This is a genomic window from Bradyrhizobium sp. USDA 336 (genome assembly GCF_044908355.1).
GTDB classification, from domain to species: domain Bacteria; phylum Pseudomonadota; class Alphaproteobacteria; order Rhizobiales; family Xanthobacteraceae; genus Bradyrhizobium; species Bradyrhizobium yuanmingense.
The window spans coordinates 2,468,673-2,495,647 of record NZ_JBIYDC010000002.1; the positions used below are offsets into that span (position 1 = coordinate 2,468,673).

Here is a 26,975-nt window from a genome sequence, read left to right on the forward strand (position 1 = left end):
CCGTCAACCGCGCTGCGGCCGCAGCAGCCAGATGAGATAGGGTCCGGCAAGCATCATGGCGAAGATGCCGGCGGGCATCTGGAACGGAAAGATCACCATGCGTCCGGCCCAATCCGCCGTGACCATCAGGATCGCCCCAATCAACGCGGCCAGCGCCGCCTGATGCAGCGCGCGCTGCGCCCCCATCATCCGTGCCATATGAGGCGCGATGAAGCCGACCAGGCTCAGAAGACCGACCATCAGCGTGGCCGTCGCCGTCAGCAAGGCCGTCAGCAGCATGATGATGACGCGGCTCCGCGTCAGCGAGACGCCGATCGAACGCGAGGTCGCAGGTCCGAGCGGCAGGATATCGAGCCAACGCGACAGCATCGGCACCATGATGAGCAGAACGAGCGCCGCGGCGGCGAGGATTGCGGCCTCGGCTGGACCGATCTGGTAGAGCGAGCCTGTCAGCAGCGACAGCAGCGTGCCAATGCGGGGATCACCCGTCGCCAGTGCCATGGCAATAATCGCGCCGAATGCCGCGCTCATGGCGACGCCTGCCAGCAGCACGCGCTCCGGACTGAACTCGGACCGCCGGCTGAACAGCAGCACCAGCGCCAGCACGATGAAGGCGCCGATCCCGGCCGCCGCAATCTGCTCCAGCCGGGTGTGGGCGGGAAAGAGATAGAGCAGAACGATTACGCCCATCGCGGCGCCATAGCTGATGCCCATGACTTCCGGCGCGGCCATTGGGTTTCCGGTCATCCGCTGCAGCAGCGTACCGGCGACCGCCAGCGTCGCGCCTGCTGCCAGCGCCGACACCACGCGCGGCCAGCGCCACGGCCAGAATTCCTGCAAGCCCGACAGGCCGCTCCAGCGCCAGCCGTCGGAACCGACGCCGAGGGCGAGTGCGATCCAGACGGCAAGCAGCAGCAAGACGAGCGCGAACAGGATCACGCGCCAGGGATGATCGAGCCGCGCCGGAGCGGATGGCGTGAGGTTTCCCATCGGCATGGCGGCCCGCAGCCGCGGCAGCAGCACGAGCAACATTGGCGCGCCGATCAGGGCGGTCACCGCACCGGCCGGCATTTCGCGATAGCCGGGCGGGATCAGAAGCACGAGTTGATCCGTCAGCCACAGCAGCAGGGCGCCGCAAAGTGGCGCCCAGATCAGCCGGTCGCGAAAGCGGCGCGCGCCCGACAGCATGACGATTGCCGGCGCGGACAAACCGACAAATCCCATGACGCCGACCACGCTGACGACTGACGCACTGAGCGCGATCGCGATGACGAGCGCGAAGACCCGGGCCCTCGTCAATCCGAGGCCCAGATTGCGCGCGGTCTCGTCGTCGAAGCCGAGCAGGGTCAGCGGACGAACCATCGCCGCGATCAGCACGATCGAAATCAGCAGCCGCGGCGCCAGGAACGTGACGTTGCTCCAATCCTGCTGATTGAGGAAGCCGGCGCCCCAGATGAACAGACCGATCAGATATTCGTGGTTGAGCAGCACCAGCGCCTGGGTGGTCACCGCGCAGTAGTAGCTGACGATCAATCCGGCGAGCACCAGGACGACGGGCGACAGCGCACGCTTCCAGGTCAGCCCGAACACGCAAAGGAACGCAGCAAACCCGCCGCACAGCGCAATCCACTCGCGGCCGAAGGCCAGCAGCGACGGCGCCCACAGCGTCGTCACGGCCAGCGCAAGATAGGCGCCGTTCAGGACGCCGATGGTGCTCGGCTCCGCAAGCGGATTGCGCAACACCTGCTGAGAGACCGTGCCGGCAAGACCGAGGGCGGCGCCGGCCAGCAGCGCCACTGCGATGCGCGGAAAAACGGTGTAGTGCACTAGCATCTGCTGGGGATCGGTGACCTCCGGCCGCCACAACACCGGCAGCCAGGCGTCGGCGGGCAGATATCCGGACAGGTTGCGCCAGGTCAGCGCGGCCGCGGCTGCCAGCAGCAAGCCGATCAGCACCGCCGGATGCATCTGCAAGCCGGACCGGGCCGGCAGTGCCTCAACCTTGCTCATGACTTTCCCGCGGCAGACGTTCGGCGAGAAGGCGGGCGAAACGTTCGGCCGCCGGCACGCCGCCATAGAAGAACTGGTTACCCAGGACCGTCAGCCGATGCGACCGAAGAGACGGCAGGGTTTGAAGCACAGGGCTTGCCTTCAGTAGCGCTTCGACATCGGCGACCCGCGAGGTCATCAACACCAGCCGCGCGTCCGGAACCGCGGCGAGCACTTCGAGCCCGACACTGGTATGGCCCCATGGGCCGCTCTGTCCGGTCCAGGCATTCCTCAATCCGCACTGATCGAGCACCTCCTGATAGAGGCTGTTCGGACCGAACACGAGCGCGCGGTTGCGCGCGATCTCGCTGACGAGATAGAGCGGCTTGCCGCCGCGACCCCGGAGCCGCTCACGATAGCTGGCCATGGCGACGTCGAAACGGGCGAAATAGGCTTCGCACGCCGACTGCACCCCGAGACGTTTGGCAAGCTCCAGCGTCGAACGGCGCGCCGTGTCGAGAGGATGCCCGCCGGGTCTGAAGATCGTGAACGTTTCGACCGGCGCGATCAGCTTGAGCCGGGGGACGGCGGCCGCAATGCTGGGATCGATGACGATGATGTCGGGCGCGAAGCTCTGCAGCAGTTCGAGATTTGGCTCCGAACGCAGACCGATCTCCTGTACGCTGGGCGGAACAGGCGGCTCGACGACGAGCCGGCCATAGCGCTCGATCTCCGGAATCACCAGCGGCACAACGCCGAGCGCCAGGATCGTCTGGGCACAGGCCCAGCCGAGCGCGGCAATTCGGAGCCCAGATTGCGGTCCACTGGTTTGGGCAAATGCCATTGGCCATGGGTCCGCAATGGCCGTGCCTCCGATCGCTGCGCCCGCGCCGAGGAGCGCACGGCGGGACAGCCTATGGTCTGGATTAGACGTGCTCATGGGATCCGTTCATGCGCCTCTCGCACAGAAGCGCGAGAGATGATGATCATGACATACTCTCGTTCACGCTGCATTGCCATATCAGGCCGCCTTTTCGCCAGCGGCGAGAAAGGCCTTGGCCAGCGCCCGCCCGATCGTCGCCCTCGCCTGCAAGGCATCGGCTACGACATTCCCCATGCGCAGGAATTCATGGATCATGCCGGGATAAACGTGCAGATCGACCGGAACGCCGGCCGCCGCCAAGCGGGCTGCATAATCGCGCCCCTCGTCCACCAGAGGATCGAACTCGGCGAGGACGATGCATGCGGGAGCTAGGCCCGACAAATCATCCGCTGCGAGCGGCGCAAAACGCCAATCGTCGCGATCCGACTCGTCGCGGAGATATTGCCGGAAGAACCAATCGACAGTGCTGCGCTCCAGGAGATGGCCGGTACCGTAGCGCTCGTAGGATGCGGAGGTTTGTCGGGAGCTGAGGCCGGGATAAGCGAGAACCTGAAGCACCGGCTGCGGAAGGCCCGTGTTTGTCCTTGCTTCGATCGCGAGCGCGGCGGCAAGCGTTCCGCCGGCGCTGTCGCCGCCGACGGCGACCCGGCGCGGATCGAGCCCGATCGCGCGGCCCTCGAGGCCGATCCAGGCCAGCGCATCGACGGCATCCTCGAAGGCGGTCGGAAACTTGTGCTCCGGTGCGAGCCTGTAGCCGACCGAGAGCACGGCCGCACCGCTGTCCTTGGCGAGGCCGCGGCACAATGGCTGATGCGAATCGAGGCTGCCGACGACGAAGCCGCCGCCGTGCAGGTAAAGAAGAACCGGAATGGGAGTGCGTTCGCTCGGCTGCGCGCTCGCATAGAGCCGCGCCTCGATCGTCATGCCATCCCGCACCGGCAGCGACAAACGCCGCTCGTAGGCAAGCGCCGGCGGATCGACATCGAGCAGCGGCGAGGACGCATCGAAATCGGCCCGCGCCTGCGCAGCAGTCAATTGCGGAAACGGAACGCGCGCGCCGCTTTCGGTGCCGGCCTGCACCATCTCGAGCAATGCCGCGATATCTGGATCAAGACTCAAAGGCTTACTCCGCCGGCTCCGGGACCGTATCCTGCGCGATCGTCGACGCCGCCGCCGGCACGAGCAGACCGCAGATCTCATCGAGCAGGCCGGCATCCCTCAGGATCGTGAAATGGTTGTCGCCGACGAAGCCGCGATCGACCGCCTTCGGCAACTGCAATTCCAGCCGATCACGCTGCGCCAGACGGGTCGAGGTCCACCAGCAGAGCGGCGTGGCTTCGAGGCCCCGCGGCAGCGCGGCGTTCTGCGCCAGCCTGTTGAGGTGCCGTCCGACTGCGAATGCAGCGGACAAATCATCCGCGCCGAGCGATGCATCGTCCGCTCTCACGCTCCTGCCCTGCTCCACAACAGAAGCAACGAGGTCGCGAATGTGCCCCGGCGTCTCCGGCAGATCAGCACGTTTCCATGCCTCGACCTGCGCCTTGATGCGAGAGGCCGCAGCGTTCGGGAGGACCGCCGAGAGCAATCCGGCGAGATCGTCGGCCCAGTGGGCAATCGCCTCCTGCGGGCTCGGTCCGTCCGGCCGCCGCGGCACGAAGCTGTCGACCAGCGCGAGACGATCGACGCGCTCACCGCCGCGTTCGAGTTCGGCCGCGACGAGACCGACCAGCAGTCCTCCCAAGGACCAGCCGACCAGGCTGTAGGGACCGCGCGGCTGCATCCGCCGGATCTCGGCCGCGTAGTCCACGGCCATGGCTTCGAGGGAGGCGTCGGTCCACGAGGAATCGACCAGCATTCTCGATTGCAGCCCGATCACCTGCCGGTGCCCTTCGAGGCGGCGTGCCAGCGGCCCATAGTCGAAGACGGTGCCAAAGCCGCCATGCACGGCGAATACCGGGTTCACGCCGCGAACCGCGGCATTCAGCGGCAGCAGCGCCGATGGGGCGGGTGCGACGGCGGACGCCGCGGTCGCGCTGCCGGCGAGCAAGGCGCGGATCGTGGGCTTCTGGAGCAGATCGCGCAGCTTGATCTCGATCCCATACGTCTTGTCCTGACGAACCCGCGCCACGACCTTGAGACACAGGATCGAATTACCGCCGAGCTCGAAGAAATTGTCGGTGACCCCGACCTGCGGCACGTCCAGGATCTCGGACCACAGGCGCGCCATCGCGGTCTCCGCCAGGCCTTGCGGAGGGACGAAGCTCCGCATCGACGCATCGGGAGCCGGCAATGCACGCCGGTCGATCTTGCCGCTCGACAAAGTCGGCAACCGCTCCAGCACCATGATCCGCGCCGGCACCATATAGGCCGGCAGGATCAGCTTCAGGAAACCGGTCAAGCGCTCGACCAGCCTCTCGGCCGCCTCGGGCGCGGCGTCATCTGCCGCCTTCGGTGCGACATAGGCAATGAGCTGATTTCCGGCTGCGCTCGGCACTGCCACCACCGCCGCCTGCGCAATCGCCTCATGACGGAGCAGCGAGGTCTGGATCTCCCCGAGCTCGATCCGGAAGCCGTTGACCTTGACCTGGTCATCGCTGCGGCCGAGATATTCGACGGTGCCATCCTCGCGCCACCGCGCCAGATCGCCGGTGCGGTACAGCCGCGCTCCCGGGGTCGACGAGAATGGGTCAGGGACGAAGCGCTCTGCGGTCATGGCGGCCTTGCCGTGATAGCAGCGCGCCAGGCCGAAGCCGCCGAGATAAAGCTCGCCGGCGACCCCGGCGGGAATGATGTCGATTGCGGCATCCAGAATGTAGGCGCGGCGGTCTCCGACCGGCAGGCCGATCGGCGCGTAGGGCGTGTCGCACTCGGACGCGCCATCGACTTTCCAGACCAGCGGCGTGACGACGGTTTCCGTCGGGCCATAACCGTTGATCAGAATGCGTGGCTTGAGAACGCGCCTGACCTTGTCGAAGCCCGCCTTCGGCATCGCCTCGCCGCCGAACGAGTAGAGCTTGACCGGCGGTGGATTGCCGCTCTGCTCGACGCAATCGGCGACCTGCTGGAGGTAGGCCGGCGGCAATCCGATATGGCTGACGCGATGGGCGTGCAGGTTCTCGACTGTCTGTTCCGGCGTCCACAATTCGGCGTCACGCATCAACAGCCGTGCGCCATGCGACAGAACCGTGAGCCAGCGCTCATGGGCGCCGTCGAAGGCCAGCGATAGGAAATGCAGCTCGCAGGAGCTTTCGTCGATCTCGTAGAGGCTGCCCGTGACGCGACAGTGCATCGCCAGCGGACCGTGGGCGACGGCCACGCCCTTTGGCGTCCCCGTCGAGCCCGAGGTGTAGATCAAATAGGCTAGGTTTTCCGGATGCAGTTCGGGCTGCGGCGGATGGTCCGGTCCCGCGTCGAACTCGAACGAAGACAAGGAAATTCGCTCCATGCCGTCCGGGCTGCCCTCGATTTCGAGCGGACCCGTTAACAGGAACGCGATTGCGGCATCGCGCATGACGAACGCGCGCCGCTCCGAGGGTAGCTCGGGATCGAGTGGAACGTAGGCCCCACCCGCCTTGAGCACGGCCAGCAGCGCAATCATCGTGGCAGCAGTTCGCTCCACCACAACGCCCACGCGCTGCTCGGGCTTAAGCCCCCGGGCGATCAGGTGATGAGCCAGGCGGTTGGCCCTGCGCTCGAGGTCTCCGAACGAGAGCACCGAGCCGCCAATGGTCAGCGCCGTCCGCTCCGGATAACGCCGCGCATGGCTGCTGATCGCCTCATGCACCAGCGCCAGGGGAGCGCTTGACGTCGCGTGCCGATTGCAACGATCTGCAAGAGCGGCATCGAGCTCCGTGACGGGATCGATGCTACCAAGCAAGGCCGCGGCATCCCGCGTCAGCTCCGCCAGCAAGTGCTCGAACTGCACCTTGATCTGGGTCGCCTGCACCGCGGTGAAATGGCTCGGCATATAGGTGTATTCGACCTGGAGCGTGTCTTCGACCAGCACCGACAGGTCCATCGGATAGTTCGTCACGTCGACATTCTTCAGGCCGCTGAACTGCAACGCGCCTGCGCCGCGGTGCATGCTGCGTTCGATCGGATAGTTTTCGAACACGATAATGCTGTCGAACATGGTCTGACCGGCACGGCCGGCCCAGCCCTGGACGTCATAGAGCGGCGTGTGCTCGTAGTCCCGGATCGCCGAATTGCGGTCCTGCAGCGCGCGAAGCCATTCTCCGATCGGGCTTTCGGGCGGAAGCGTTTCGATCACGGGCAGCGTGTTGATGAAGAGGCCAAGCATCTGCTGCGATCCGTCGAGACCGGCCGGACGACCGGCTACCGTCACGCCGAAGGTCACCGTGTTCTGACCCGTATAGCGTTGCAGCAGCAGCGCCCACACGCCTTGGACGATCGTGTTCAGCGTGATCCGTTCGCGCCGCGCGAACGCCTTCAGCTCCGCGGTCGCGGCCTCTCCGAGACGCGTGTAACAGCGTTCGTGGCCGGACGCCTGATGGCGGCGCGCGCCGAAGGCGTCGGCGAGCTGCGTCGGCTGATCGAAGCTCCTGAGTTGTTCGCGCCAGAACGCTTCGGCAGCCTTGGCGTCCTGCGCCTGCAGCCAGGCGATGTAGTCGCGATAGCGTGTCGCATTCGCGGCAGGCCTGGCGCCGTAATAGCACTCGAGGACTTCTCCGACGAACCTTGCCGAGCTCCAGCCGTCCATCAGGATGTGATGATAGGTCCAGATCAGCCGATAAAGGTCGTTCTGGAGCCGCAGAAGCCGCACCCGCTGGAGCGGCGGCCTTTGGAGATCGAACTCGGCGGCGCGCTCATCGGCAAGGGCCGCCGCAATTCTTTCATCACTGATCGCCTGCCCTCGCCAGTCCTCCTGTGCGAACGGCACGATGGCGTCGCGATAGACGGCTTGCAGCGGAGAGCCGGAGAGCTCACGCCAGAGGAAGCCGGTCCGCAGCATCTGATGACGCGCGCTCACCTCGCGCCACGCTGTGCCGAGCCGTTCCGGGTCGAGTCCCTGGATCTCAACACTGACCTGGTTGACATAAACGCCGCTGCCGGCATCGCGCAGGCTGTGAAACAGCATGCCCTGCTGCATCGGCGACAACGGATAGACGTCCTCGACGCGGCTCCAGTCCAGACCGAGCCGTCCGAGCTGCTCACTGGAGAGTCCCGCCAGCGAGCCGCGCTCCGATGCGGGGTCTTCCTTATCTGGCTCGACATCTCGGGATGCCGCAATCAGCGCCTCGATGGTTTGATACCGGAACACATCGCGCGGCTCGATGAGCACGCCTTCGCGCCGCGCGCGGCTCACCATCTGCAGCGAGATGATGGAATCGCCACCGAGCTCGAAGAAATTGTCGGTGACGCCGATGTTGGGCTGGCGCAGCAGATCGGCCCAGATCCCGGCCAATGCGACCTCCGCCGGCGTGCGCGGCGCCACATGCCGGGCGGACGCCACAAGCTGATCCGGCGCCGACAAGGCTTTGCGGTCGAGCTTGCCGTTCGGCGTCAGCGGCAGACGCTCCAGCACCACGATCCGCGCCGGGACCATGTAGTCGGGCAGCACCGAGGACAGCGCCGTTTTGAGCGCCGCGCCATCCAGTGCTTCGCCGCTGACATAGCCGACCAGCTGGCGGCCGGCGCCGGCCTCGCGCGCTACCACCACGGCCGCGCGAACACCATCCTGCGCCTGCAGCCGCGCCTCGATCTCGCCGAGCTCGATGCGGAAGCCGCGGATCTTCACCTGGTGGTCGGCACGGCCGACATAGTCGAGCACGCCGTCGGACCGCCACCGCGCCACATCGCCGGTGCGGTACAGCCGCGCCCCCGGCGGACCGAACGGATCGGGGATGAAGCGCTCCGCCGTCAGGGCGCCGCGCCGCCAATAGCCCCGCGCGAGCCCGCTCCCACCGATATAGAGCTCGCCGGCGACGCCGACCGGCGCGAGGTTGAGGTCACCGTCGAGAACGTAAAGCGTGGTGTTGCCGATCGGGCGGCCCAGCAGCGGACGATCGTCCATCGCATCGAGCCGATGGCGCGCCGACCACACCGTGGTCTCGGTCGGGCCGTACAGGTTCCAGACCTCGCCGGCCTGGGCCACCAGCCGCCGCGCCAGATCCGGCGGCAGCGCCTCGCCGCCGCACAGCACCCGGCAGCTCGCCGGCAGCGCAGGGCCGTCATGATCGAGCAGCATCCGCCAGGTCGACGGCGTTGCCTGGACCAGGGACACGCCATGCCGCTGCACGATCGCCTTGAGCTTGGCAGGATCATGCGCGGCCGCGCGATCCGCCAGCACGACGCAGGCGCCGATCGTCAGCGGCAGCCACAGCTCCAGCACCGCGATGTCGAAGGACAACGAGGTCAGCCCGAGCACGCGGTCGGCGGCCGTCATGCTGGGCTGCTCCGCCATGGTCGCCAGGAAATTGGTCACGGCATCATGGCGAACCATCACGCCCTTGGGCAGACCGGTCGAGCCCGAAGTGTAGATCACGTAGGCAAGGCTCTCGCCGTGAACGGCGACATCGAGATTGCCGGCATCGCCGCCCTCGCCGTCCTGTCCATCAACGAACCAGGCCTCCGCGCCGGTCTCCGCCAGGATGGCTGCGAACTGATCGCGCAATCCCTCTTGCGTCAGCACCAGCGCCGCGCCGCTGTCGCGCAGCATGTGCGCCAGCCGCTCCGGCGGGTAATCCGGATCGAGCGGCAGATAGGCACCGCCGGCTTTCAGCACCGCCAACAGTGCGACCAGCATCCCGACGCCGCGGTCGAGCGCCAACCCGACCACGATTTCGGTCCCGACGCCATGACCCCGCAATCGCTGCGCCAGCCGGTTGGCGCGTGCATTCAGCGCGGCATAGCTCAGCTCCGCCTCGCCGAACACCAGCGCGATCGCCTGCGGCGACTTCCGGACCTGTGCCTCGAACTGCGCAATGATCCCCTCGCGCGGTTCATCCCGGCGCGTATCGTTCGCCCGTGCGAGCAGGACGTCATCCGCGGGATCGCGGGCCGCGATCATCCCGACCGGTCGATCGGCATCCATGCTCAGTGCCTCGATCAGCCGCACAAAGGTTCGCTGCAGCCGTGCGATCTGGGCCTCGTCGAAATATTTGCGCTGATAGTTGAAGACGAGGCGCAGGCGCTCATCGACGCCGATGCTGGCGAACAAGGGATAATTGCTGGTCTCGACGATCCGAGTCTCGCCGACCTGGATCTGCCGGTTCTGTCCGATCAGCGCGCGGTCGACCGGGTAATTCTCGAACACCAGGATGCTGTCGAACAGCGACCTTCCGGGGCGCCCTGCCAGCCGCTGGATCTCATAGAGCGGCGTCGCGCCGAATTCGCGCAAGGCCAGATTGCGATCCTGCAACTCGCGCAGCCATGATCCAACGGCCTGCTGTGGGCCGACACCGTCGATGACCGGCAACGTGTTGATGAACAGGCCGACCATCTCTTCGGCGCCGGCGAGTTCCGGCGGCCTGCCCGACACGGTGACACCGAAGCAGACGGTGCCCTGCCCGGTATGCTGTCGCAGCAACTGTGCCCATGCCGCCTGCACCAGCGTGTTCATCGTGATCCGCTCGCGCGCCGCGAATTCCTGCAAGCGTCCGGTCAGTACAGAAGCCAGCTCCAGCGCGAGCGTGCCGTGGCCAAACAATTGGGAGCCCGTCGGTTCGACGAGGCTGCCTGCCAGGAAGCTCGGCTGGTCCAGCTCTGCCGTCGCATTGCGCCAGAAGGCCGCCGACGCCTCGCTGTCACGGGCCTTCAGCCACGCGATGTAGTCGCGATAGCGGTGGTGCAATGCCGGCAGGCGTCCCTCGCCGTTATGCTGCATCACCTCGGCGATCAGCCGCGCCGAGCTCCACCCGTCGAGCAGGATGTGATGATGCGTCCAGATCAGCCAATGCCTGTCGTCGCCGAGCCGGATCAACCGAACCCGCTGCAAGGGTGGTCGCGACAAGTCGAACCCGGCGGCCTGCTCCTGCCGCGAAACGTCGGCCAGCGCCGCATCCAGTTGCGCCTGGTCCCACGTCGCGCTCCGTGCTCGCCAGTCGTCCTCGACAAAGGGCACTTCGGCCCGTCGATAGACGACCTGTTGCGGCGCGCCGGACAGGTCACGCCAAATAAATCCCGTCCGCAGCACCGCGTGACGATCGCTGGCCGCCTGCCAGGCGCGGCGCAGCTTTTCGGCATCGAGTCCTCGGATTTCCGCCGCGACCTGATTGACGTAGAGTCCGCTCTCGCCGTCATGCATCGCATGGAACAACATGCCCTGCTGCATCGGCGACAATGGATAGATGTCCTCGATCTCGCGCCAATCGAGCGCAAGCCTGTCGAGCTCGGTCTGACCCAGCCCCGACAATGCCACATCCGATGGTGTCAGGCCGCACGCGCCGCTGGTGCAGTGATCGACCAGCTCACGCAACGCAGCCTCGTACAACGCGGCCAGCCGCTCGACCGTCTCGCGCCGATAGCGCTTGCGGCCGAAGCCGAACGATAGAAGCAACCGACCATCGCGCACCGTGCCGTTCACGATCAGCCAGCGTCGCAGCGGGCTCGATGCATCCCGCGATGGGCCGGCGCTTTCCGCTGCCATCCTGAACAGCGCCGCCTCGTCGCCTCCGTCGATCTGGCCGAGATAATTGAACGCAATCTTCGGCTCGCCGGCGTGCGATAGCGCCAAACGTTGTTCTTCGGAGCCAAGATAACGCAATACGCCGTAGCCCAGTCCGCGGCCGGGAATGCCGCGAAGCTCCTCCTTCACGGTCTTGATCAATGACGAAGGATCTTGCGAGCCACCGGCCAATCGCACCGGAAAGGCCGTCGTAAACCAGCCGACCGTGCGCGAGAGGTCGAGATCGCCAGCGAGAGGCTCGCGGCCATGCCCCTCCAGCTCGACGAGAACGTCGTCCTGCCCACTCCACTGCCAGACGGCGCGTGCAAGGCCGGCAAGAAGGAGATCGTTGATCTGCGTACGATAAGCCGATGGCGCCTCCGCCAGCAGGCACCGCGTCCATTCACTTTCGAATGACAGCAGGACCTCATCGGCATCGGCGATGCGATCGTTGCCCGCGTGGTCGTCGTCGCACAGAACGTCCGCATTTGCACAGCGGCTGGTCCAGTAGGGTAACTCCGTCGCCAGTTCTGGCGAGGTCGCGTAAGCCCGCAAGCGCTGCCCCCACAACGCGTAACCATGGGTCTTGGGCGGAAGCGCGATCGCTGCGTCCCCCTTCGCAAGCTGCGTGTAAGCGGACGCGATGTCCTCCAGCAGGATCCTCCATGACACCCCGTCGACCACGAGATGGTGGATCACGATCAGAAAACGCTGGCTGCCATCGGCGACATCGATTCCGACGGCCCGCAACAGCATTCCGCCGGCGATCGACAGGCTTGCTTGCGCCGACGATGCCAGCGCCGTCACGGCGGCCCGGTCGATCGCCTGCCGCACCCAGAGCAGCGCATCCGCTGCCGGAGCAGCGCCGTGCTCGGCACACCAGTTCCCCTGCCTCTGCGCGAAGCGGAGGCGCAGTGCGTCATGATGATCGACCACAGCGGTGAGTGCGCGCCGCATCACGTTCCAGTCGAGACGCTCTCTCGGCTGCAACAGCACCGCCTGGTTCCAATGATCCCGGTTCTCCATGTCCTCCGCAAAGAAGCGGGACTGAATCGGCAAGAGCGGATGCGGGCCGGTGACCTGCCCCTGATCGGCGAGCGTCCCCGTGCGCTGCTCGGTCCGCGCCGCGCGCGCCAGAGCTTCGAGCGTCTGATGCTGGAATACGTCGCGGGGCTCGATCAGGTATCCGGCGCGCCGGGCGCGGCTGACCATCTGGAGCGAGATGATGGAATCGCCGCCGAGTTCGAAGAAATTGTCGGTGAGGCCGACGGACGGACGACCGAGCAGCTCCGCCCAGATCTCCGCAAAAGCGATCTCGGCCGGCGTGCGCGGCGCCTGATGCTCCGGATGGCCATGGGCCATGTCGGGCGCCGGCAGCGCGTGGCGATCGACCTTGCCACTCGGCATCAAGGGTAACCGCTCCAGGACCGCAATTCTCGACGGTACCATATAGTCGGGCAACACGGCCGACAGCGCGGTCCGCAAGCCTGCCTCCGTCAATTGGCCGCTGCCGCTGACATAGCCGACGAGCTGACGGCCCATGCCGACATCGCGCGCCACCACGACGGCGGAGCGAACGCCGGGCTGATCGAGCAGCCGCGCCTCGATCTCGCCGGGTTCGATGCGGAAGCCGCGGATCTTGACCTGGTGATCCGCGCGTCCGACATAGTCGATCGCGCCATCGGCGCGCCAGCGCGCCAGATCTCCTGACCGATAAAGCCGCTCGCCTTCCTCGCCGAATCGATCGGGAATGAAGCGCTCCGCCGTCAGCTTCTCGCGCCGCCAATAGCCTCGCGCCAAACCGGCCCCGCCGATGAACAACTCGCCGGTCACGCCTGCCGGAACCATGTTCAGATCGGCGTCGAGGATGCGGATCGTCACGCCGGGAATGGGTCGTCCGATCGGCACGCGCGTCGCCCCTTCGTCGCGACAGGTCCAGTAGGTGGCGTTGATGAGAGCCTCGGTCGGACCGTAGCGATTGTCGAACCGTACATTGGGGAACGCCGCACGCACACGCGTCATGAGATCAAGCGACAGCGCCTCGCCGCCGGCAAACAGGCGCTTGAGCGAGGTGCAGCGCGGCGCGCCGGGCTCGGTCACGAAATGCTCGAGCATCTGCGGCACGAAGTGCAGCGTCGTCACGTCGTGGGCGATGACGGCGTTTACCAGGAGTCGCGGCTCGCGATGCGCGCCTGGAGGCGCGATCGCCAGCCGCGCGCCGGTTGCGAGCGGCCACAACATCTCCCAAACCGAGACGTCGAAGCTGAACGGGGTCTTGTGCAGCAAGGTCTCGGCAGGATCGAGACGATACTCCCCCTGCATCCAGCCAAGCCGCGCCGCCAGCGCGCGATGCGAACAGGCCACGCCCTTGGGCACGCCGGTCGAACCTGATGTGTACATCACATAAGCCAGGTTGTCCGGCTGAAGCGCCGCATCGGGATTGCCGGCAGGCGCTTCGATGTTAGCTTCGCCCTCCTTGTCGATCGTCCAGGCTTCGGCGCCAGCATCCATGATCACCGGCGCGAGATGCGAGAGCAGCAGCTCCTGAGTCAGCACCAGTGCCGTTCCGCTGTCGCGCAGCATATGAAGCAGGCGTTCGGAGGGATAGTCGGGATCGAGCGGCAGATAGGCGCCGCCGGCTTTCAACACAGCCAGGACGCCAACGATCAGTTCGACGCTGCGTTCGAGCGCTACGCCGACCAGCCGGTCGCGACCGATCCCGTGCTCCCGCAGCCGCCAGGCCAGGCGATTGGCACGCGCGTTCAGCTCGCCATAGCTGACCTGCCGTTCACCGAAGATCAACGCGATCGACGATGGCGAAGCCGCGGCCCGGGCTTCGATCTGCGCGACGATAGTGTCGCCAAACTTCGGTGCCCGCTCGGCGCTGCCGCCCCAGCCGAGCAATCTCTGCTCCTCATCGGCATCGAGGCTGTCCAGCGCGCCCAGCGGCCGCGAGGCGTCCGCCACGATCCTGGCCAGCAGTTGCGACAGCGAGGCCTGCAGATATCTGATATGATCGTCGTCGAGGCGGCTGCGATCGTAGCGAAAGCCCAGATTGATGCCGTCGGGCTTGGCGAAGACCGCCACCGTCAGCGCATAGTTGGTGATCGAGACCTGCTCGACCCGGCCGAACCGGCGTCCGCTTTCGCTCTCGCCCCGCAGCGCCTGATCGATCGGATAGTTCTCGAACACGAGGATGTTGTCGAACAGCGCGCGTCCGGAACGGCCGGCAAGACGCTGGATTTCGTACAGCGGCATCCAGCCGTGATCGCGCAGATCCGTGTTGCGCGCCTGGAGATCGCGCAGCCACGCTCCGATCTCGGTTTGCGGGCTTGCCTGATCGACGACGGGCAGCGTGTTGATGAACAGGCCGACCATCTCCTCGGCCCCGCTGATCTCCGCCGGCCGGCCCGAGACCGTTGCACCGAAACAGACCGCGCGCTGGCCGGTGTGGCGGCGCAACAGCTGCGCCCAAGCGCCTTGCACCAGCGTGTTCAGCGTGACGCGCTCGCGCCGCGCAAAGGCTTGCAGGTTTGCCGTCAGGTCGGCCGTGAGCAGCAGGTCAGACGAGCCATGGCCGGAAGCACCGTTGGCCGCAGGTTCTCCCAGCGTGTCCGCTAGGAAGCTGGGCTCGTCCAATTCGGCCAAGGCCGATCGCCAGAACGAGGTCGACGCCTCGCGGTCCTGCCCTTGCAGCCACGCGATGTAGTCGCGATAGCGGCCCTTCACTGCTGGCAAGCGTGCGCCGCGCTCGTGCTGCAGGATCTCGGCCATCAGACGCGCGGCGCTCCAGCCGTCCAGCAGGATATGGTGGTGGGTCCAGATCAGCCAGTGGCGCGCGTCGTCGAGCCGGATCAGCCGGACCCGCTGCAATGGCGCCTGAGACAGATCGAATGCCCTGGTACGTTCGGCTTGCGCAATACCTGCGAGCGCAGCCCGCACCTCCTCCTCTTCCATGGCGGCCGCCCGCGAGCGCCAGTCTTCTTCCTCGAATGGCAAAGGCGCAGAGCGATAGACCACCTGCTGCGCGGCCCCCGACAGCTCGCGCCACGCAAATCCGGTTCGCAACACGGCGTGGCGCGAACTGATCTCGTGCCAGGCTGCGCGCAGCCTGCCGGCCTCGAGACCACGGATCTCGAGGCCGATCTGGTTGACGTAATTGCCGCTCTCGCCATCACGCAGGGCATGGAACAGCATGCCCTGCTGCATGGGCGACAGCGGATAGATGTCCTCGATCTCGCGGCAGTCGATCGCTGCGACCAGCGCGTCGAGATCAGCCTGCTTGAGGTTCGACAAGGCGAAGTCCGACGGCGTGATGCCGCGGGCGCCGCCCGTGCAATGCGCGACGAGTTCGCGCAGGGCCGCCGCGTAATGCTCGACGAGACGTTCGATGGTTGCGCGCCGGTAACGCCTGCGGCCATAGCTGAACGACAGGCGCAACTGTCCTTCCCCGACCTGACCGTTGATGCTGACCCAGCGGCCAAGCGGCGCGCTTTCGCTGCGCATCGGCCCCGAGCTCTCGGGCGCGAGGCGAAACGGGGCACTCTCTCCCATGCTGGAATCGAACTGGCCGAGATAGTTGAAGACGATGCGCGGCTCGGGACGTGCCGCCAGGGCGCTCCGCTGCGACTCGGTGCCGAGATGACGCAGGACGCCGTACCCCAGGCCGCGGTTGGGAACCGCCCGAAGCTCCTCCTTGATCGATTTGATCAGAGAGGCGTCCTCGCTCGAGCCGCCCGGCAGGCGCATCGGAAATGCCGTGGTGAACCAGCCGATGGTGCGGGACACGTCCGCACCGTCGAAGACGTCCTCGCGGCCATGGCCTTCGAGCTCGACGACGACATCCTCAACCCCGCCCCAGCGCGACACGGCTCGCGCAAGTGCCGCCAGCAGGAGATCATTGACCTGGGTGCGGTAAGCGGTCGGGGCTTCCTTCAGCAGCCGCGTGGTCAATCCGGCGTCGAACGCCAGCAGGACTTCCTCGCCGTCTGCAACCCGGTCGACCCCGCCATGATCGTCATCGCAGGGAAACGCGGCATGCGATCCCCGCTCCAGCCAATAGTCGAGCTCGGCTGCCAGCTCGTCGGTCGCAGCATAGGCCTGTAATCGCGCGCCCCAGGATGCATAAGAGTCGCTCCTCGCCAGCGCGACTGAAGCCGCGCCCTGGCGGAGCTGATCGTACGCCGCCGCAAAGTCTTCGAGCAGCACCCGCCATGACACGCCGTCGATGACCAGATGATGCACCACCACCAGAAGCCGCTGGCTGCCATCCGCGAGATCCATGCCGACCACACGCAGCAGCGGCCCGGCCAGCGACAGGCTGGCCTGAGCCGACGCGGCAACTCCCGTGACCTCGGCGGCATCGCGAACGTCGCTGCGAATCCAGAGCAGCTCCGAGATCGCCGGCGGCGAGCCATAAATTGCGCGCCAACCGCCATCAATCTCCTCGAAGCGCAAGCGCAGGGCCTCATGATGCGCGACGAGAGCGGCAAGCGTGAGCTCGACGAGCCTCCAGTCGAGCCGCGACTTCGGCATCAGCAGGACGGCCTGATTCCAGTGATGACGGTCCCCTGCATCCTCACCGAGAAACCGCAACTGGATCGGCAGCAGCAGGTGCTCGCGGCCGTCGAGATCGAGCTCAGCGGCGACGATCTCCGCCTTGTCTTCACTCCGCGCCACGCGCGCCAGATCCTGCAAGGTCTGATGTCGGAAGACGTCACGCGGCTCGATCAGCAGGCCCGCCTGGCGCGCCCGACCGACCAGTTGCAGCGAGATGATGGAATCGCCGCCGAGCTCGAAGAAATTGTCGGTGACGCCGATGACGGGCTGGCCGAGCAGCTCGGCCCAGATCGCAGCGAGCACCGTCTCGGCTGCGGAGCGCGGCGCGACATGCGCGGTGATTGCGGCCGGCATCTCCGGTGCCGGCAGGGCGTCGCGATCGACCTTGCCGTGCGCGGTGAGCGGCAGCCGGTCCAATCGCACGATGCGGGCCGGCACCATGTAGTCGGGCAGCTCCTCCGAGAGCGCCGCGCGCATCGCCGCTTCGTCGAACGGTCCATCGCCGGCGACATAGCCGACCAGCTGACGGCTGACGCCGGCTTCACGGGCAACGACCACGGCCGACCGCACGCCGGCCTGCCGCATCAGCCATGCCTCGATCTCGCCGAGCTCGATCCGGAAGCCGCGGATCTTCACCTGATGATCGGACCGGCCCACATACTCGATGACGCCATCGGCACGCCAGCGTGCCAGATCGCCGGTGCGATACAGACGCGCGCCCGGTGCGCCAAACGGATCAGGGACGAAGCGCTCCGCCGTCAGCTCGGCTCGCTGCCGGTAACCGCGCGCCAGCCCCTCACCGCCGATGAACAGCTCGCCAGTTACGCCAATCGGAACGACGTTGAGATCATTGTCCAGGATGTACGCCGAGCGGCGGCCCACCGGGCGACCGATCGGGGCATAGTTGCCGTCGATCTCCTCGCTCGCATCGACCTTCCATACCAGCGGCGTGACCACGGTTTCGGTCGGCCCGTAGCCGTTGATCAATGCCCGCGGCTTGAGCGCGCGCTTGACCTTGTCGAAGCCAGCCTTGGGCATCGCCTCGCCGCCGAACGAGTACAGCTCGACTGGCGGCGGATTGCCACGCCACATCGCGAAATCGGCGAGCTGTTGCAGGTAGGCCGGCGGGAACCCGGCATTGGTGACGCGCTGCCGGCGCAGAACTTCGATGGTCTGTTCGGCCGACCACAGGTCCGCATCCCGCATCACGAGCGCCGCGCCGCAGGTCAGTGCGGTCCAGAGCCGCTCATGGGCGCCATCGAAGGTGAAGGACAGGAAGTGCAGCTCGCGCGAGTGCCGATCCATGTCGTAGAGCCCGGCCGTCACCTCGCAGTGCATGGCGAACGGACCGTGTTCGACCGCGACGCCCTTGGGGATGCCGGTGGAGCCGGAGGTATAGATCACATAGGCAAGGCTGGTTGGCACCACCGCGATCTCGGGATCGCTTTCGCTCTCCGTGGCGAGATTGATCGCACCGAGCGGAACGACCACGACGCCAGCTGGCGGCGGCGTCAACGCCGAACTATCTGCGTCGACCAGCACGACACGCGCGCCGGCATCGCGCAGGGTGCCGACCTGTCGTCTGACCGGATGCTCGGGATCGAGCGGCAGATAGGCTGCACCCGTCTTCAAGATGGCGAGCAGCGCCGTAATGAGGCCTGGCGAACGCCGTGCCGAGACGCCGACAAGATCGTCGCGCCCGACACCGAGGCGGATCAGGTGGTGCGCGAGCCGATTGGCGCGGCGGTTGAGCTCGGCATAGCTGATTTCATCGTCACCGAAGACCAGCGCCGGCGCGTCGGGCGTTTCGGCGGCCAGCCGTGCAACCGTCCGATGCACCGGTGTGAACGATGAGCTTGCCGTTTCGTCGTCGGCGCAATTCCATTGCCGCAACAGCCCCAATTCCTGTTCGGACAGCAACGCCACATCGGCGATCCCTTGCGCGTCGTCGGCAACCATGGCCTTCAGGAGGGTGGTCCAATGCGCGGCGAGGCGCTCGATCGTCGCCGTCTCGAACAGCGCCGTTGCATAGGTGAAGATGGCACGGATCTCGCCTGACAGCCCCTCCTCGGTATCGAGCGCGAGGTCGAACTTGACGGCATCGACCTCCGTATCGATCGTCTCGATCTGGAGACCGGTCCGATCCGATGGACTAGCCGACGCCCGACGGCGCTGGTGATTGTAGAGGACCTGGAACAGTGGATTCTGACTCAGGCTGCGCGTGGGCTGAAGGATTTCGAGCAGACGTTCGAACGGAAGGTCCTGGTTTTCCTGTGCCTCGACAGTGGCCGCATGAACCGCCGCAATGAAGTCCGCGATCGCCGCGCGGCCGTCGATCTGCGTGCGAAGCACCTGGGTATTGACGAACAGACCGATCACGCCGCGCGCTTCGCCGCGATGCCTGTTGGCGACGGGCACGCCGATGTTGATGTCGGACTGCCCGGTGTAGCGATAGAGCAGCAGCTTGAAGCTCGCCAGCAGGACGGCGAACAGGGTCGTGCGATGCCGCCGCGCGAGCGCGCGCAAGCCATTGGCTAGCGCCGGTTCGAGCGGGATGCGATGTGCCGATCCCGCCAGGTCCGGAACCGCCGGGCGCGGCCGGTCGATCGGCAGCTGGAGCACGGCCGGATTGGCGAGACGCCTAGTCCAGTAGCCGACCTGCCGTTCGCCATCGACCGCACTCATCCAGAGCCGCTGCCATTCGGCGTAGTCGGCATAGTCAATCTCCGGCTCCGGCAGGGCCGGTTCTTCACCGCAAGCGAATGCCGCGTACAGTTTCCAGAACTCGTCAACCAGCACGCCCATCGACCAGCCGTCGGCCACGATATGGTGCAGGCTGACGACGAGGATATGGTCGCTCTCGTCCAGCGTCAGCAGCGCCGCACGCATGAGCGGGCCCGCCTCGAGATCGAACGGCAGCGAGGCCTCCTGCCGTGCCAACGAACGCGCCTGCCGTTCGCGGTCGTCGCCAGCGAGGATCACGTGCCGCAATACGGCCGGCTGCGGATCGTGGACGATTTGTTCGGCCTGCTCCCCTTCCTGCCGAAACACAGTGCGAAGCGTGCTGTGGCGGGCGACGAGCATATCGAACGCCTGTTGCAATGCGCGTGGTTGCAGCTGGCCGCGCACGCGCACCGTCGCCGATATGTTGTAGGCCGCGCTGGACGGATCCATCCGCCACAGGAACCAGAGGCGCGCTTGCGCAAAGGACAGCGGCGCCCGCTTTCGCTCCTGGCGCACGATCGGCAGCATGGCGAGGTTGACGCCCTTCGCCGCGAGCTGCGACAGGAACGCGTGCTGCTTGCCGGAATCGAGACGCATCAAGCGCCGTGAAATGTCGCGCAGCTGCTGCTTTTGCGTGGTTGCCGTGTCACTCATGGGACAGTTCGACTTCCTTCAACAGGTCGAGCATCGCTACGATGTCGTCGCTTCGCTTGTCGGTCTCGCTCTCCAGGCCCAGCGCAGCAGCCATGGTTTCAACGGTCGTCAATTCAAACAGACGATTGAGCGGCAGGTCGTGGCCGAGATCGCGCTTGATGCGGCTAACGAGCTGGACCGCAATCAAGGAATCACCACCGAGCTCGAGGAAGTTGTCGGTGACGCCGATGTTGGGCTGGCGCAGCAGATCGGCCCAGATCGCGGCCAATGCGACCTCCGCCGGTGTGCGCGGCGCCACATGCTGGGCGGACGCCACAAGCTGATCCGGCGCCGGCAAGGCCTTGCGGTCGATCTTGCCGTTCGGCGTCAGCGGCAGACGCTCCAGCACCACGATCCGTGCCGGAACCATGTAGTCCGGCAGCACCGAGGACAGCACCGTTTTGAGCACCGCGCCATCCAGCGCTTCGCCACTGACATAGCCGACCAGCTGGCGGCCGGCGCCGGCCTCGCGCGCCACGACGACAGCCGCGCGGACACCATCCTGCGCCTGTAGCCGCGCCTCGATCTCGCCGAGCTCAATGCGGAAGCCGCGGATCTTCACCTGGTAATCGGCACGGCCGACGTAATCGAGCACGCCTTCGGATCGCCACCGCGCCACGTCGCCGGTGCGGTACAGTCGCGCCCCCGGCGGACCGAAGGGATCGGGGATGAAGCGCTCCGCCGTCAGGCCGCCGCGCTGCCAATAGCCCCGCGCGAGCCCGCTCCCACCGATATAGAGCTCGCCGGCGACGCCGACCGGCGCGAGGTTGAGGTCACCGTCGAGAACGTAAAGCGTGGTGTTGCCGATCGGGCGGCCCAGCAGCGGACGATCGTCCATCGCATCGAGCCGATGGCGCGCCGACCACACCGTGGTCTCGGTCGGGCCGTACAGGTTCCAGACCTCGCCGGCCTGGGCCACCAGCCGCCGCGCCAGATCCGGCGGCAGCGCCTCGCCGCCGCACAGCACCCGGCAGCTCGCCGGCAGCGCAGGACCGTCATGATCGAGCAGCATCCGCCAGGTCGACGGCGTGGCCTGGATCAGGGACACGCCATGCCGCTGCACGATCGCCTTGAGCTTGGCAGGATCATGCGCGGCCGCGCGATCCGCCAGCACGACGCAGGCGCCGATCGTCAGCGGCAGCCACAGCTCCAGCACCGCGATGTCGAAGGACAGCGAGGTCAGCCCCAGCACCCGGTCGCCGGCCGTCATGCCGGGCTGCTCCGCCATGGTCGCCAGGAAATTGGTCACGGCGTCGTGGCGAACCATCACGCCCTTGGGCAGACCGGTCGAGCCCGAAGTGTAGATCATATAGGCGAGGCTCTCGCCGTGAACGGCGACATCGAGATTGCCTGCATCGCCGCCCTCGCCGTCCTGTCCATCAACGAGCCAGGCCTCCGCGCCGGTCTCCGCCAGTATGGCTGCGAACTGATCGTGCAATCTCTCTTGCGTCAGCACCAGCGCCGCGCCGCTGTCGCGCAGCATGTGCGCCAGCCGCTCCGGCGGGTAATCCGGATCGAGCGGCAAATAGGCCCCGCCGGCCTTCAGCACCGCCAGCAGCGCGACCAGCATCTCGACGCCGCGGTCGAGCGCCAGCCCGACCACGACGTCGGTCCCGACGCCGTGATCTCGCAATCGCCGCGCCAGCCGGTTGGCACGTGCATTCAGCGTTGCATAGCTCAGCTCCGCCTCGCCGAACGCCAGCGCGATCGCCTGCGGCGACTTCCGGACCTGTGCCTCGAACTGCGTGACGAATGATCGGACTTGCGGATCATGCGCCTGCGCCCGATTCCACACCTCCAGCAAAAGCTGACGCTCCTCGCGAGGCACAATGTCGAGCTGGCGGACCGGCGCACGCGGCGCATGCTCCAGCGCATCGGCCAGCTGGTCCAGCGCTTGCTGCATCAGGGCGCAGATGCGATCAGCCGAGAACGGATCGACGATCTGAGCGGTCAGACCAAGCGCTTGACCATAATCCTCGACGGCCAGCATCAGGGGATAATTGGTGCGCTCCTCGCCACCGAGCCATTCGATCCCGGAGTGCTCCCTGTTGGCAGCCAGATCCGCCGGCGTTGCATTGTGCCGATAGTTCAGGATCGCGCTGAACAGAGGCGCGGGTGCCGCGACGCCGCTGCATCGCTGCGCGAGCGCCAGCGAGGCGTGCTCGTGTGCCATCAGCTCGGTCAGCCGACGATGCGCATCACGAACGCTGTCCTCGACCGCGGTGTCGTCGAAATCGAGCCGCAGCGGCAAGGTGTTGATGAACAGGCCCATGGTGCGATCGCCGCCCGCGCCGGCCTGCATGCGACCGAACAAAACAGTCCCGAACACCACATGCTCGCACCCACTGGTTCGCGCCACCACCTGTCCCCAAGCGAGGTGGCAAAGGCTGGCGAGGCTGACGCCCAGCCGCCGCGCCTGCAAACGAAGCCTTGCATTCAAGCTCTCGGGCAGCATCAGCCGAGCTTCGGCCACGCCGGCACCGTCGCCGTGCACCCGGTCCAGCCCAAACGGCGTGGTCGGCTCGTCGATGTCGGCGAGCATGCCGCGGAAGAAGCGCTCATGCTCCGCGGTCGCCGCCGATTCGCGCGCCTGTGCCACCAGATTCCGGAACGGATAGGGCGGCGGCAATTCGTGACTTCGCCCGGACAGGATCTTCACGACCTCGTCGTGCATCACCTCAAGCGTGGAATGGTCGCCGATGAGGTGATGCAACAGAACCAGGAGCAGCCAGCGCCCGCCTTCTGGATCGGCGGCGAGTGCAAAGCGCAGCAGCGGCGGCTGTCCGAGATCGATCCGATGGAATCGCGGATCGAAACGGCGGGCCAGCTGCTCATCCGCCGGACCTTCGCCGTCCAGCACGACCTCGCTGACGGCCAAGGGCGCCTGCCGCCAAACCACCTGAGCCGGCGTGGACAGTCCGTTCCACACGAGGGACGTTCGCAGAATGTCGTGACGGGCGATCACCTGCCGGACCGCATCGAGATAGCGATCGAGCAGGTCGCGGTCGGCAAAGGCCATCCGGCCAATCAGCAGATAGGGATCGCCCTCCTTCGCCAGCAGGTGATGGAAGAGGATGCCATCCTGAAGCGGCGACAGGCCGTAGACGTCCTGGATGTTGGCGACGCCGCCGGAAACGCCGGCCACAATGCTGTCGATATCGGATTGCGTTAGCGCGATCAGCGGCAACAAATCCGGTGTGATCGCCGTCGTCTGCCGGGTGATCCGATTAACCGGAACGTCGGCTTCTACGCCGCCATCGAGGCTGGCGGCAAAGTCCGCCAGCACCGGCTTCGCGAACAGCATGCGCGCATCCGCCCTCAGCGCATGCCGCTGCAATCGCTCCAGCATGCGCACTGCGAGCAGCGAGTGGCCGCCGAGCTCGAAGAAGTGGTCACTGCGTCCGATCCGATCGATGCCCAAGAGCTCGGCCCAGATATTTGCGACGACCTGTTCGACCTCGCCTCGCGGCGGCTCGAAACGGCGTCGCGCATATGCATCGTTCTCCGGCGCCGGCAGCGCCTTGCGGTCGACCTTGCCATTCGGCGTGAGCGGGAGTGCATCGAGACTCACGAACGCCGACGGCACCATGTAGTCCGGCAGACAGGCACGCAGATGATCGCGCAACGCGCTGACCAATTCATTGGCATCGAGCCCCGCGCCATTGCGGCGACGTACGGCGACATAGGCGACAAGCCGCGCGTCACCACCGTGATCCCGCTGCACCAGTACGATTGAATCGGCAACGTCGGCATGCTCGTTGAGCCGAAACTCGATCTCGCCGAGCTCGATGCGAAAGCCACGGATCTTGACCTGGTGGTCGTTGCGGCCGAGAAACGCAATATTGCCGTCCGGGAGATAGCGGCCGAGATCGCCGGTGCGATACATGCGCGCATCCGCACCGCCGCAGAAGGGATCGCGCACGAAGCGCTCTGCCGTCAGATCGGCGCGATCGAGATAACCGCGCGCGACTCCGACTCCGCCGATGTAGATTTCGCCGACGGCACCGAGCGGAACGGGCGCACCGAACCGGTCCAGGAGATAGATTCGCGCATTCGGCAGCGGTCGACCGATCGGGGTGGCGCCGCCGTCAAAACCCTGATGCCGCAACCAGCTCGTGGCGCAAACCGTTGCCTCCGTCGGCCCATAACCGTTGAAGACGGCAATACCAGGAGGCAATCCCTTGGCCAGCTCGGCGTTGGGCAATTCACCGGCAAGAACGAGAACCCGCAACGAGGCGAGCCGTTCGAGATCGGTCCGCCCGTGCAGCATCGCCGGCGGCAACGTCGCATGCGTGATCGCGTTGTCCGCGAGATAGCCGAACAATGCCGCGGTGTCCTGATGCTCGCGCGTGCCGGTCAGAAACAGCGCGGCGCCCGAGCACAGCGCCATGACGATTTCCCAGATGCTGGCATCGAAGCTGAGCGAGGCAAACTGCACGACGCGACTGCTCGAATTGACGTTGAACAACGCCCGCTGCGCCAACGCCAGATTCACCAGGCCGCGGTGCTCGACCATCACCCCCTTCGGCCGGCCAGTCGAGCCGGACGTGTAGATGATGTAGGCAAGGCTTCGCGCAGTCAGTCCTTTGAGGAGAGCACCCGGATCCGACGCCGCCTGCCCCGCGCCTGCATCGGGATCGACGATCTCGCAAGTCCCATCCGGAATGATCGCGCGTCCTGTGCCGTCTGCGATCAACAGGCGCGGCCTCGCATCATCGACAATCCGACGTAGCCGCTCCGCAGGATAAGCGGGATCGAGCGGCAGATAGGCGCCGCCCGCCTTCAGCACGGCCAGCAGGCTCACCACCATTGCGATGCCCCGCGGCAGGCAGATCGCAACGGGCTGATCCGGCACCACTCCCAAGGTGATCAAGTGCCGCGCAAGCCTGTTCGCTCGCGCATCGAGCTCGCTATAGCTCAGACGAACGTCCTCGTATGCCAGCGCAATGGCGTCCGGCGCCCTTCTCACCTGCTCCGCAAATAGATCGTGAATGCAGCTTTCGGAGGGAAACGGCGTGGCCGTCTCGTTCCACGCGTCGAGAACGCGCCTGCGCTCATCGACACCAATGATATCGATCCGGTCGACCACCTGATTCGCATCGGAGATCATGGCCCGCAGCACGGTCAACAGATAGCCCCGATAGCGCGTGATCGTCGCTTCGTCGAACAGCGACGTCGCATAATTCAGGGAGCCGACAATGCGCCCGTCCATCTCGCCGAGGTTGAGCTCGAGATCGAACTTGACCTGTTGCAGCGGAATATCAGCGACCTCGGCCTTCAGGCCAGGCAACTCGAGGGGTCCCATGTCGCTGCCTTGCCAGGCGAACACGACCTGAAAGACCGGCGTCTGCTCCAACCGTCGCAGCGGTTGAACGATCTCGACGACCTGCTCGAACGGCAGATCCTGATGATCCTGCGCCGCGAGCGCCGCCGCGCGCACACGGCGGAGTAGCTCGGCGACGCTCGGCTCGGCCGCGAGATCGACGCGGAGAGCCAGCATGTTGACGAAGAATCCGATCAGGCCCTCGATCTCCGGCCTGTTTCGGTTCGCCGTCGGCGTCCCGATCACGACCTCCGTCTGCCCGGAGAGTCTCGACAGCACCGCTGCCCAGGCCGCCAGCAGCGTCATGAAAACGCTGGCACCATTCGACTGGCTCAGTCGCTTGATGCCGGATGCGAGCTCCGTATCGATTTCGATCGGCAGGGACGCGCCGGCGATCGACCTGATTGGCGGACGCGGCCGGTCTGTCGGCAATTCGAGCATTGCAGGAGCATCCGCGAGCGCTTCTCGCCAATAGTCGAACTGCCGCTGCAAGCGTTCGCCCGACAGCCATTGTCGCTGCCAGGCGGCATAGTCTGGATACTGAATTGCCAATGGCGGCAGAGGATCGTCCTTGCCGGCGGCGAATGCCCGGTAGAGAGCGCCGAGCTCGCGCATGAGCACGCCGATCGACCAGCCATCGGAGACGATGTGATGCTGGGTAAGCAAGAAGAGATGCTCTCCCTCCGCCATCCGGATCAGGCGACCGCGGACCAACGGTCCTGCGGCGAGATCAAACGGCGTCGCGGCCTCCTCGCGGCAGAGGCGCGCCAGCTCCTGCTCGCGATCGTCCCGGCTACTCAGATCATGTTCGAGCAGCGGCACACGCGCATCCCTGGGCAGCAGCACCACGCGCGGCCGTTCGTCCACTACGCGAAAGACGCTGCGCAGGGCTTCGTGGCGCGCGAACACACGGTCGATGCTGCAACGCAAGGCTTCGAGATCGAGCTCGCCCGTAAGCCGCAATGCTCCGCGAATGTGATAGCTGGAATTCGTACCATCGAGCTGCGCCAGCAGCCAGAGCCGCTGCTGCGCAAAGGACATTTCCAACGATCCGCTCCGCGCCACCACCGGAATAGCGCCAGCGTCACTCCGGCCGCGATTCCTGGCCAGCGCGACGAGCTTTCTCATCTGCTGGGGATCCAGATCGCGTAGGCTCGGCTTTGCCGTGTCAGCCATGC

General features: G+C 66.2%; 5 protein-coding genes. All 5 read right to left on the bottom strand.

All coding sequences use genetic code 11. From position 1 onward, the window contains the following. Positions 1-3 precede the first annotated feature (3 nt). The 5 genes from fhuB to ABIA45_RS12705 all read right to left on the bottom strand — a co-directional run bounded on the left by fhuB (position 4) and on the right by ABIA45_RS12705 (position 26,973). Entirely contained in the window at positions 4-2,010 is a 2,007-nt protein-coding gene (gene fhuB, locus ABIA45_RS12685) for a Fe(3+)-hydroxamate ABC transporter permease FhuB (RefSeq protein ID WP_404652234.1), read from the bottom strand. Beyond that, positions 1,997-2,833: an ABC transporter substrate-binding protein gene (locus ABIA45_RS12690; protein WP_404652236.1), complete on the bottom strand. Its 837-nt coding sequence runs from the start codon at positions 2,831-2,833 to the stop codon at positions 1,997-1,999. The genes fhuB and ABIA45_RS12690 overlap by 14 nt, the downstream gene beginning before the upstream one ends. Positions 2,834-3,010: 177 nt before the next feature. Further along, positions 3,011-3,991 (bottom strand): alpha/beta hydrolase, encoded by a 981-nt coding sequence (locus ABIA45_RS12695; RefSeq protein ID WP_404652238.1) that lies wholly within the window; start codon positions 3,989-3,991, stop codon positions 3,011-3,013. A gap of 4 nt (positions 3,992-3,995) precedes the next feature. Further along, a complete protein-coding gene (locus tag ABIA45_RS12700) occupies positions 3,996-20,435 on the bottom strand; it encodes a non-ribosomal peptide synthase/polyketide synthase (protein WP_404652240.1) in 16,440 nt (5,479 codons plus the stop codon). After that, positions 20,428-26,973, bottom strand: a complete 6,546-nt coding sequence (locus ABIA45_RS12705; protein WP_404652242.1) for an amino acid adenylation domain-containing protein — start codon at positions 26,971-26,973, stop codon at positions 20,428-20,430. Before ABIA45_RS12705 ends, ABIA45_RS12700 begins: the two co-directional genes overlap by 8 nt. Positions 26,974-26,975 lie beyond the last annotated feature (2 nt).

Coding starts and splice junctions, on each gene's coding strand:
- fhuB (WP_404652234.1), bottom strand. CDS start 2,010: ATGAGCAAGGTTGAGGCACTGCCGGCCCGGTCCGGCTTGCAGATGCAT.
- ABIA45_RS12690 (WP_404652236.1), bottom strand. CDS start 2,833: ATGGCATTTGCCCAAACCAGTGGACCGCAATCTGGGCTCCGAATTGCC.
- ABIA45_RS12700 (WP_404652240.1), bottom strand. CDS start 20,435: ATGAGTGACACGGCAACCACGCAAAAGCAGCAGCTGCGCGACATTTCA.
- ABIA45_RS12705 (WP_404652242.1), bottom strand. CDS start 26,973: ATGGCTGACACGGCAAAGCCGAGCCTACGCGATCTGGATCCCCAGCAG.